At 50.1% G+C, this 11,453-nt stretch carries 8 protein-coding genes; 1 reads left to right on the top strand and 7 read right to left on the bottom strand.

Features of this window, described 5'->3' with window-relative positions; genetic code table 11:
- Window positions 1-40 precede the first annotated feature (40 nt).
- Window positions 41-1,924, bottom strand: a complete 1,884-nt coding sequence (locus M2134_RS05555) for an ABC-F family ATP-binding cassette domain-containing protein (RefSeq protein WP_280750972.1) — start codon at window positions 1,922-1,924, stop codon at window positions 41-43.
- Between the two features lie 140 nt (window positions 1,925-2,064).
- Between M2134_RS05555 and nhaD the strand changes: the two genes are divergently transcribed.
- A complete protein-coding gene (gene nhaD, locus M2134_RS05550; RefSeq protein WP_280750971.1) occupies window positions 2,065-3,498 on the top strand; it encodes a sodium:proton antiporter NhaD in 1,434 nt (477 codons plus the stop codon).
- Window positions 3,499-4,012: 514 nt separating this feature from the next.
- Here nhaD and M2134_RS05545 read toward each other — a convergent pair.
- The 6 genes from M2134_RS05545 to M2134_RS05520 all read right to left on the bottom strand — a co-directional run bounded on the left by M2134_RS05545 (window position 4,013) and on the right by M2134_RS05520 (window position 11,395).
- Window positions 4,013-4,852, bottom strand: coding sequence for an ATPase (locus M2134_RS05545; RefSeq protein WP_280750970.1), 840 nt, complete (start codon window positions 4,850-4,852; stop codon window positions 4,013-4,015).
- A 153-nt stretch (window positions 4,853-5,005) separates the two neighbouring features.
- Complete coding sequence (locus M2134_RS05540) at window positions 5,006-6,250, bottom strand: glutamate-5-semialdehyde dehydrogenase (RefSeq protein WP_280750969.1); 1,245 nt, start codon at window positions 6,248-6,250, stop codon at window positions 5,006-5,008.
- Window positions 6,251-6,256: 6 nt separating this feature from the next.
- A complete protein-coding gene (gene proB / locus M2134_RS05535; protein WP_280750968.1) occupies window positions 6,257-7,336 on the bottom strand; it encodes a glutamate 5-kinase in 1,080 nt (359 codons plus the stop codon).
- Window positions 7,337-7,417: 81 nt separating this feature from the next.
- Window positions 7,418-9,073, bottom strand: coding sequence for an AMP-binding protein (locus M2134_RS05530; protein WP_280750967.1), 1,656 nt, complete (start codon window positions 9,071-9,073; stop codon window positions 7,418-7,420).
- 86 nt (window positions 9,074-9,159) lie between these two features.
- Window positions 9,160-9,714, bottom strand: coding sequence for an XRE family transcriptional regulator (locus M2134_RS05525; protein ID WP_280750966.1), 555 nt, complete (start codon window positions 9,712-9,714; stop codon window positions 9,160-9,162).
- Window positions 9,715-10,417: 703 nt separating this feature from the next.
- Entirely contained in the window at window positions 10,418-11,395 is a 978-nt protein-coding gene (locus M2134_RS05520) for an alpha/beta hydrolase (protein ID WP_280750965.1), read from the bottom strand.
- Window positions 11,396-11,453 lie beyond the last annotated feature (58 nt).

Here is an 11,453-nt window from a genome sequence, read left to right as displayed (position 1 = left end):
AATGGATATTTCATTCCTAATGCCTCAAAGATAGGGTATTTTAAACAAACTCACTCAACTCGAGCCATCGCATGGTCTTTTCGTCGATCGCTTCGATCACCTCCGCGATGCGTGCCGACTTCTCCATAAGCGCTTCGTTCGATAATGTACCGCTGCTCATGGCTGTTTCCAACGCCTCTTTCTCCGCTTCCAGGGCAGGGATCTCGGCTTCCAGGGCTTCAAACTCTTTTTGCTCTTTGTAGGTGAGTTTCTTTTTCGCCTCTTTCTCCGGGCGATTGTTTTTCTCTTGTATGGGTTTAGTTTGCGTCTGACGGGCGGCTTCGGCTTCGCGCTCCAACCGATCCTGTTCCTCTTTCCAATCGCGGTATTGTGAGTAGCTGCCCGGGAAATCTTTGATATCGGCCTGGCCCCGGAACACCAACAGATGATCGACCACCTTATCCATAAAATAACGGTCGTGGGATACCACAATCACACACCCTTTGAAGTGGCGCAGGTATTCTTCCAGTACATTCAGGGTGATGATATCCAGGTCGTTGGTGGGCTCGTCGAGCACCAGAAAGTTCGGATTGCGCATCAATACCGTACAGAGATACAACCGGCGCTTCTCACCACCACTTAGTTTGTGTACATAGCTGTGCTGACGATCGGGTGTAAAGAGAAAGTAATTCAGGAACTGCGAGACCGTCAGTTTCTGCCCGTTGCCCAGATCGACATATTCGGCAATCTCCTGCACCACATCGATCACTTTCATCGTTTCGTCGAACTGCAAGCCCTCCTGGCTGTAATAACCGAAACGCACCGTCTCTCCGATATCGAAATGGCCGCTGTCGGGCGCCATCTCCCCAATCAGCATCTTGATAAAGGTGGATTTGCCGGTACCGTTATTGCCGACAATGCCCATCTTTTCGTAGCGGGCAAAGGTATAATTGAAATCCTCCACAATACGCACCTCGCCAAAACGCTTGGAGACATGGATGGCCTCAAAGATCTTCGATCCGATATAGGCGGCTTTCACATCGAGGTTCACCTGTCGGTTCTCCCGTTGTTGCTTGGCACGTTTCTCCAGTTCGTAAAAGGCATCGATCCGGTATTTCGCTTTGGTGGCACGTGCTTGTGGCTGACGACGCATCCAGTCCAGCTCGGTGCGCAACAGATTATTGGCGCGTTCGATATCGGCATGGATCGCCTCCACACGCTCCTCCCGCTTCTCCAGGTAATAGCTGTAGTTGCCTTTGTATTGATATACCTGCTGGCGATCGATCTCCATAATCTCATTACATACCCGGTCGAGGAAATAGCGGTCGTGGGTGACCATCAACAGGCTGATGCGCGAGCGACTGAGGTAATCTTCCAGCCATTCGGTCATCTCCAGGTCGAGGTGGTTGGTCGGCTCGTCCAACAGGAGCAATTCCGGCTCGTCGATCAATACATTCGCCAGGGCGATTCGTTTGATCTGTCCACCCGACAAGGTCTCCACCTTCTGGTCGAAATCGTATATCTTCAGCTGGCTCAATATCTGCTTTGCCTTCTGTTCGTAGTCCCACGCCTTCTCATTGTCCATGCGGAGCAGGATGTCCTCCAGTCGTGTCGTATCGTTCTTGGCCACCGCCTCTTCGTATTCGGCAATCAGGCGTACCGTGGCATTCGACGAGTAGAAACAGGCCTGTAACACCGTCAGTCCCGCCGGATAGACCGGCAACTGCTCCAGGTAGCCCACCCGCAGGTCGTTGCGAAACACCACCGATCCACTGTCGTATCCCTCTTTTCCGGCAATGATATTCATCAGGGTGGTCTTCCCGAATCCGTTGGGCGCAATCAACCCGATCTTCTGCCCCTGGGCAATGCCGAAAGTAATATCACTGAATAAAAGGTGGTCACCGAATGATTTGGTAAGTTTGTCTATTTGCAGGTAGCTGGCCATATTTTTGGATTATCCCTTGTTTAGACCTGCAAAGGTAGGAAATAAACCAACAAAGTTGAGATATTAGTCGTACTTTTGCCCCCGTTTATCGTTTTGGAAATTTGCGTTATAGAATATATATTAATTAAAAACATGTGACTATGTGGACTATGATGATTGTGTTGTTCCTGGTTGGCTACCTGTTTATTGCCCTGGAACATACAACAAAGATTAACAAAGCCGGTATTGCCTTATTGACCGGAGCCTTATTATGGGTGATTTACGCTATGCACGCGGAGCAGTTCGTTCCGCTTGTCTCAGCTGAGGACTTGGAACGATTCCTGCAGGCCAATCCTTATCTGTTGGAATTGCCCTTCGCCGAACAGTGTGTTCGCTTTGTGGTAGAACATCAGGTGCTTCATTCCATTGGTGAGATTGCTGAGACTCTGATCTTTCTGATTGGAGCAATGATTACGGTGGAACTGATCGATACCCACGGCGGGTTTATGTTTATCACCAACCGGGTGACCACCCGCGATAAGCGTAAACTGCTTATTATGCTTGCCATCATGACCTTTTTTATGTCGGCTGTACTCGACAACCTGACCACCGCGATTGTGATGATTATGTTGATTCGCAAAATCGTGGGCAATTACAAAGAGCGCTGGGTCTATGCCAGTATCGTGATTATCGCCGCCAATAGTGGGGGTGCCTGGTCGCCCATCGGTGACGTCACGACCATTATGCTTTGGGTGCGGGGCAATATCTCGACCGCGGCAACCATTCCGCATCTTTTCCTGCCCAGCCTTATCTCGGCCATGGTGCCTGTCTTATTGGCGCTTCCCCTCCTGCATGGACAGGTGACGCCGCCCCTGGCTATCTCCGACGAAGAGAACAAAGCCCTGCTCAAGGAATTGCGTACCAAAGAGAAACTCTCTATCCTGGTGATTGGCGTGCTTTGCTTGGTTTCTGTGCCGATCTTCAAGACCATCACCCACCTGCCGCCCTTTATGGGTATTCTCTTAGGGGTCTCTATCTTGTGGATCTTCACTGAGCTGATGTATCGTCGCCATCCGATCGAGGAGGACCTGAAACTGCGCCTCTCCAAGGTGGTACACCGCGTCGATGGCGCTACGCTCCTGTTTTTTATGGGTATTCTCTTGGCGGTCGATGCCTTGCGTGGCGTTGGTATATTAGATAATTTCTCTACCTGGCTCGATGTGCATATCGGCAATGTCTATGCTGTGAACCTGATCATCGGTGCCCTCTCCTCGATTGTCGATAACGTGCCGCTGGTGGCCGGAGCGATTGGTATGTATCCGGTGGCCAATGAGGCGATGGTAGCAGCAGCTGTCGATCCCACTTATATGGCCTATTTCATGCAGGACGGTGTGTTCTGGCAGTTCCTCGCCTATTGTGCGGGCGTGGGGGGTAGTATGCTGATTATTGGTTCCGCAGCCGGTGTTGTCGTGATGGGGCTGGAAGGAATCCCCTTCGGCTGGTATCTCAAACGCATCTCCTGGATGGCCGCCCTGGGCTACCTCGCCGGCGCCGCTGTCTATATCCTGCAAAATCTCCTATTAGGGATTTTGTAGTCTTCAACGATTATCTGTTTGGAGAGGGTAGGAGATAGGAGGGGTATTCAAATTTGGGAATATGTGAAGGAGAAAGGAGAAAGGGGCGTTTTCAGATTAAGTAAGATGGGAAGGTGGGCAAGGTGCACTGAAATGAGTTAAATCCCGCAGGGATTTCCTATTCGTAACCCTCGGTAAGAGAGCGAAGCGAACGACCGGGGGTATTCCGCTAATAATAACTAACGAACCCGGAATGGGTTCAACCCTCTTCGGGGTTGCTTGTAGAGTAGGCCTTGTCTATCTGCCTCCCTACCTACCTGCCTCCCTACCACGGGTTTGCTTCGCTACACCCGCGGTTACGAATAGGAAATCCCTGCGGGATTTATATAAAAATCTTCCCATCTTCTCCCTTCTCCTTTTTCCTTTCTCCCTTCTCCCTTCAATTTCCCTCCCATTTGAAGACCAGCAGCCTGAGGCAACTGGCTACAGAGCGGGGCAATCTACGATTGCTATTTGCTTTATTAACAATTACCCATTACCCATTACCATGATACCCCACCAACCCCGCTAAAGGCGAGAGCGTAATGATCCCGGGATGGAGCCCGGCGGCATGTGTGGCCTCCCGCAAGACCGATTGATAATAGTAGGCGATCGATCCCAGGAAATGGATCGGATAGTCAGTGGCCCCGGCATAGGCGCGTACATTACGTTCCAGAAACAGGGTAAAGCTGTCCAGAACCAAGGCGTGGATCGCCTCTTCTTCGATATGATCGAGTAGGAAACGCGAGAGTGAGGCCAGGTAGCGATTGGGAAACGGCTGTCGGTAGACACGTTCCAGGACCGTCTCCTCCGTGAGCTGGTAGGTGTGTAGGAACTTCTCCGTGATCGTGTGGGGGAGCTGCTTTTTCAGGCAGTCGCTCACCAGGCGTTTCCCCAGGTAGGCGCCACTCCCCTCGTCGCCGAGGATAAAGCCCAGTGTCGGCGTACGCTCAATGATCTCCACCCCGTCATAGCGGCATGAGTTAGCCCCCGTGCCCAGTATGCAGGCAATGCCCGGCAACCGTCCGCAGAGGGCGCGAGCCGCCCCCATCAGGTCACTGAATACCTCGATCTCCGCTTGTAATCGAGGCCCTAAGATGCTGGCAATCAGTTGTCGTTTCTCCGGGAAGGCACATCCCGCCCCGTAATAATAGACCGCCCGTATGCGGTAGCGCTCGATCAGCGGAAACAGAGAGACCTCCCATTCGGCAGACAACTCATCCGCCGTCTGCATATACGGATTGGCACCCGCCGTCTCAAACTGCTTCTCGATCCGGCTGCCCTCCACCACACACCATTCGATCTTCGTCGAACCACTATCTGCTATCAGTATCATATCAATTGCTCTTATTCGAAACCGAAGGTACATAAAATAGCGATACCCGCACCCTTGGCTGGGGTTGACCCAAAAGTTAGGCCCGGAGCCACAGTAGGGAAAGGCGCTGTCTCTCAGCTCTTAATGAATCATTAATCATTAACAATTAATTCTTCATTCCCTCACCTGCCCATCGCCACTAATCATATATTTATAGGTGGTAAGCTCCGGCAGCGCCATCGGACCGCGAGCGTGGAGTTTCTGCGTGCTGATGCCTATTTCAGCACCAAAGCCAAATTGTGCGCCGTCGGTAAAGGCGGTGGACACATTGGCATAAACACAGGCAGCATCTACTCTTTGCTGGAAAAAACGGACAGCATCCGCCGATTCGCTCACGATACATTCGCTATGTTTGGAGCCGTATCGGGCGATATGATCCAAGGCTTCGTCGAGAGAAGCCACTGTCCGGATGCTCATTTTATAGTCTAAGAATTCTGTTCCGAAGCTTTCTTCGGTGGCCTTCTGAAGCATATCTTCCGGATAATGTCCCGACAGCGATTCGTAGCCCTGCGGATCGGCATAGATCGTAACCTGCTTATCAGCCAATTTTTCACATAATCCGGGCAGGTCTTTCAAACGATCGGGATGGATCAACAGGCAATCAAGCGCATTACAAACGCTTACCCGCCGGGTTTTCGCATTGGTAATAATCGCTTGTCCTTTGGCCAGATCACCCGCCTGGTCAAAATAGGTATGGCAAACACCGGCGCCTGTTTCGATCACCGGCACACGCGAATGCTCGCGCACATAGTTAATCAATGAACTGCTTCCCCGTGGAATGATCAGATCGACCAGTCCTACGGCATATAACAGCTCGGTCGTAGCCTCCCTGTCGGGCGGCAATAGGGTGCAGACGGCCGGATTGACACCCCGGCCCTCCAACACCTGATGGATAATGCTGATCAATGCTTTATTGGAGTTGTCCGCATCGGATCCGCCTTTCAAGACACAGGCATTGCCGCTTTTCAGGCAGAGCGAGAACACATCGAAGGTGACATTCGGCCGCGCTTCATAGATAATGCCGATCACACCGAAAGGAACCGTCACTTTCCGGATCATCATTCCGTTCGGACGCTCCCAGGCATCCAACTCTTTTCCGAGAGGAGAGGGGAGGGAAGCCACGCTTATCATATCATCTGCAATCCCTTGCAACCGTTCGGGAGTCAGCTTCAGCCTGTCATATTTCGGATTCTCCGGTTCCATCCGCGCCAGGTCTTTTGCGTTGGCCTCCAAGACCGATGCCTGCGCCTCCATCAAGGCCTTCGCCGTATCCCGCAGAATAGCCCCGATCGTTTCATCACTTAAGGCAATCAGCGACCGGGATGCGGCGGCTGTCTGTTGTATTATTTCGCGTACCATACTCTCTTATTCAGCAGTTAAACATAAATAATCGTAATGCACCAACGGCTTCAGATCGCGTTGTCCGATCAAAGGAACGGCCTCTTTACTGTTGTAGTCGGCACAACCGACACCGATCTGTTGCCCTTTATCATCAAATATACGCACAATATCCCCTTTTTCAAAGTCACCAACAATCCGCGTAACGCCCACCAGCAACACGCTGATTGCCTTCGGACAGAGCAAAGCCGTAGAGGCGCCTTCGTTTATATGGATCTCCCCTTTGGCAAATCCCTCCGAATGGGCAATCCATTTCTTCACACTGCTGACCGGTTTGGGCGAAGGAATAAAGCGGGTACATACCTCCTCGCTTTTCTTTGACAGGAGTTTCGGAAGAATCTGATCACGCTTGCCATTGGCAATGATCACCGTGATGCCCTCGTCGGCCACCTTGCGGGCTATGCGGCATTTGGTCAACATACCGCCACGTCCGAAAGAGGAGCGGCTTGTCTGCACATACTCCGACAGGTCTTCGCCACCGGAGCCGATCTCACGGATCACCGTACAGGCCGGATCGTTGGGGTTTCCATTGTATATACCGTCGATATTGCTCAGGATAATCAATCCATCAGCTCCCAGCATGGTAGCCACCAGGCCGGAGAGTTCGTCGTTGTCGGTAAACATCAATTCCGTTACCGATATCGTATCGTTCTCGTTGACAATCGGGATCACCTTGTTTGCCAACATCACCTCCATGCAATGCTTCTGGTTGAGGTAGTGCGTACGGCTGCTGAAATTCTCTTTCGTAGTCAACACCTGCCCGCAACACATCCCATGCTCCCGGAAAAGCTCATAATAGCGGTTGATCAGTTTCGCCTGTCCTACCGCCGAATAGAGTTGCCGTGCCGATACCGGATCCAGCTTTTTCCCCGCCTTTATCTCCGAGCGTCCCGAAGCCACCGCACCGGAAGAGATCAACACCACTTCGATCCCTTTATGATGCAACTCCGCCACCTGATCGACCAAAGCCGACATACGGGTAATATCCAACGTCCCATCCGCCCGGGTTAATACGTTGCTACCTATTTTTACTGCAATACGCCTCAAAGCAATTATGAATTTTGAATTATGAATTTTGAATTATGATTTGATATTCTCTTCTCATAATTCATAATTCACAATTCATAATTATTTCTTGTCCTTATCTCTAATCTCTACCCTTCGTATCTTGCCGCTAATGGTCTTCGGAAGTTCGTCCACAAATTCGATCACGCGGGGATATTTATAGGGAGCCGTTACTTTTTTGACATGGTTCTGAAGCTCTTTTTTTAGCTCTTCGCCTGCTTTGTCTTTATATTCTTTGGCGAGGATAATGGTCGCTTTCACGATTTGTCCGCGAATCTCATCCGGCACCCCGGTGATAGCACATTCCACCACGGCAGGATGCGTCATCAACGCACTTTCCACCTCGAACGGGCCAATGCGGTAACCCGAGCTTTTGATCACATCATCCGTACGTCCAACAAACCAATAATAGCCGTCTTCATCGCGCCAGGCCACGTCGCCCGTGTGATAAATACCGTCAAAACAGGTGTTCTCCGTCAATTCCGGATCGCGGTAATATTCTTTAAACAAACCCAATGGCCAGCGGTCGGCATAGCGCACAACGATCTCGCCCTGCTCTCCATCCTCTGCCGGACTGCCGTCGGGACGCAACAGGTCTACATCGTATTGCGGGTTAGCCTTGCCCATAGAGCCGGGTTTCGGTTCTGTCCAGGGGAAGGTGCAAACGGTCAGGGTCGTTTCGGTCTGCCCGAATCCCTCCATCAGTTTGATGCCTGTCAATTTCTTGAACGATTCGAACACGGCGGGATTCAACGCCTCACCGGCAATCGTACAATATTCCAACGACGAGAGGTCGTATTGGCTGATATCCTCGCGGATCAGGAAACGGAAGATCGTAGGGGGAGCGCAAAGCGACGTGATGCCATAATCCTGAATCATCTGCAACATATCGGCCGGATTGAACTTCTCATGATCGTAGACAAACACGGTAGCTCCCGAAAGCCATTGTCCGTAGAGCTTTCCCCAAACCGCTTTTCCCCATCCCGTATCGGCAATGGTCAGATGCAGGCTCTTTTCATGCAGGTTGTGCCAGTATTTGCCGGTTGAGATATGTGCCAGCGGATAGGTGAAGTCGTGTGCCACCATCTTCGGATTTCCGGTTGTGCCGGAGGTGAAATACATGATGGAGATATCTTCGTTCTTGTTCACCTTTTCCGGACGAACAAAAGGAGCTGCCGCTTCAATCCCTTTATGGAAATTGTCAAACCCTTCGGGCACGAGCGGGCCAACAGATACAATATGTTTCACGCTGGGCGATTCCGGCATGGCCTCTTGCACCTGGCGGGTCACATTTTCTTCGCCTACGCAGACAATCATTTTGATATCCGCCGCATTGTTGCGATACACAAAATCCTTCTTGGTCAACAGATGCGTAGCCGGGATAACCACCGCGCCCAACTTATGCAAGGCAATGATGGAAAACCAAAACTCATAGCGACGTTTCAATACCAGCATCACCATATCTCCCTTGCCGATGCCGAGGGATTGGAAATAGGAGGCCGTCCGATCGCTTTCCCGTTTGATATCCGCAAAAGTGAAATCGATATGTTCTTTTTTGTCATTGGTCCAGCAGATCGCTCTCTTTTCCGGTTCTTTTTCTGCCCAGGCGTCGACCACATCATAGCCGTAGTTGAAATCCTCCGGTATGTTCACTTTGTAGTTCTGAATAAAATCCTCCTGCGACGTATATTTTACTTGTGCTAAAAACTTATCTAACATGATTTGTTTAATTGAGAATTGAAAATGGAGCATTGATAAGAGTGTCAAAATAATTATCAACTATCAATTATCCATTATCAACTATATTAAAGTATTATTGCTAAAAAATTAACCTCTGTTCCATCCAATGCTTTCATGCCGTGAGGCAGTTCCGAATTGAAATAGATGCTATCGCCCGCTTCGAGGATCAGGGTTTTCGTTCCGATCTGCAATTGCAAGCGCCCGTTGATAATCATATTATATTCCTGTCCAGGATGGGAGTTCAGGTAGATCGGTTCCTCTTCGGGTTTCGGATGCACGGTGACCATAAACGGATCCGCTTTGCGTCCGGCAAAACCGGCTGCCAACGACTGATATTTATAAGCCTTCGTTCTTTCGACCGCAATACCTTTTCCCCGGCGGGTAATGAAATAAGAGCTCATCTTAGGTTCGTCGCCAAACATCAGGGTGGTCAGTTCAACGCCAAAGGCCTGTGAGATCTGATGCAGTATACTAACGGAAATATCAACCGATCCGCTTTCCAGGCGAAGATATTCTTCAATAGAAAGATTCGCGGCATCTGCCATCTCTTCGGGCGTCAGCTCCAATGCCTCTCGAAGCCCGGTCAGACGTTCTGCTATCTGTTTAATCTGTTCGTTCATGTTTTGTGGATTTGTATGAATAAATTGCAACTGCAAAGATATAAATAAAAACAATGTGTTAGTAATATGGCGGTTTAAGTTACAGTTTTTTTGAAAACAGCAGGGTAGGGGGCGTCTCTTTAGATTTGGTAAGGATGGAAGGGGGAAAGGGGAAAAGGGGAGATAGGAGAAAGGGAGAAAGGAGAAAGGAGAAAGGAGAGGGATTAATGGTTAGTGATTAGTGGTTAGTGAGGGGTGGGGGAGAAAGGAGAAAGGAGAAGGGAGAAAGGAGATTGGAAGATTTTCATATAAATCCCGCAGGGATTTCCTATTCGTAACCGCGGGTGTAGCGAAGCAAACCCGTGGTAGGTAGGCAGATAGACAAGACCTACTCTCCAAGCAACCCCGAAGCGGGTTGAACCCATTCCGGGTTCGTTAGTTATTATTAGCGGAATACCCCCGGTCGTTCGCTTCGCCCTCTTACCGAGGGTTACGAATAGGAAATCCCTGCGGGATTTAACTCATTTCAGTGCACCTTGCCCATCTTCACATATTACGGATATTCAAATCGGAGGGAATGTGAAGATTTTAAGATCTCAAAAGTGGTATAAAAGTAGTGACAAAATTTCTCCTCCTTAGCAAAGGAGGAGAAATTTTGATACTATTCTTATGATACAAGAGCCTTCACATCTTACAAAACCTGAAGACGCCCTTTCTCCTTTCTTCACTCCCCAACCATATACCTCTTCAGAAACACCTCTATCTTATCCAACATGGCATCCGACCAGAACTCCCGGCCGCCATGTCCTGCACCAAGCACACAGTAGTATTCATACGGTATGCCCGCCTTATCCAATGCTTCAGCTACTAAATCGCTTTGATGGAGAGGCACGAGGGTATCGCGGTCGCCATGCGCCATAAACACAGGAGCATCGTCGGGCGTAGCATAATAGATCGGGCTTGCCTTACGCGCCAGGTCCTGATTTTCGGCAATATTCGCCCCAATAAGCTGTTCTTCGGGTGAGGCGCCGGGGAACTTCATCGTTTGGAACTCCGGTATTCTGACCAGTTCAGAAGGACCAAAGAAGTTCACAACCGCATTCACCTTGTTTGAATATTCACCGTAAAGGTCGGTATCCAGCTCCGGATGATTCTGTGTAAAGCCCATGAAAAGCGATGTATGTCCTCCCGAAGAATCGCCCCAGCCAAACACATTATCCACATCCACCTGATAGGTAGCGGCGTTTTTGCGCATAAAACGAATAGCACTTTTAGCATCTTGCACCTGTGCCGGGAATTTCCCGACGGACGAGGGGCGATACTCCACGTTGGCCACCACATATCCCCGGGCAGCCAGCCGTATAAGGTTAGGCGTTGCCATATCCAGATTCTGCTTCATCCAAGCTGACCCCGGCACATACACAATGCAGGGCAGCGGAGCAGTCACACCCTTCGGAGCGTAGACATACAGATGCAGATCCATCCCATCGCGATGCGCGTAGACAATATCTTTTTTGACCTCCACCTCTACAGTCGGTTCTTGATTCTTATCCACTTCGCCGGAAAGGTCGAGGGGAATCACTTTGGAAGAGATAGATTGGGCAGCAGGAATATCCTGCGGATTAGGGAATCCCTGCGCTTGCAGGTTCATGGTTCCCATTACAACAAAAGCAATACACAATGCTTTACTTACTGTTCTCATAATAAATAATTTTAAATTGATTCAAAAGCGGTTTACTCTAAACGATAGTTTTGACAAA

The organism is Parabacteroides sp. PM6-13 (assembly GCF_029892605.1).
Lineage (GTDB): Bacteria > Bacteroidota > Bacteroidia > Bacteroidales > Tannerellaceae > QVMG01.
Note: the sequence above shows the minus strand (reverse complement) of the source record. Positions and strands in the feature narration are given on the sequence as shown.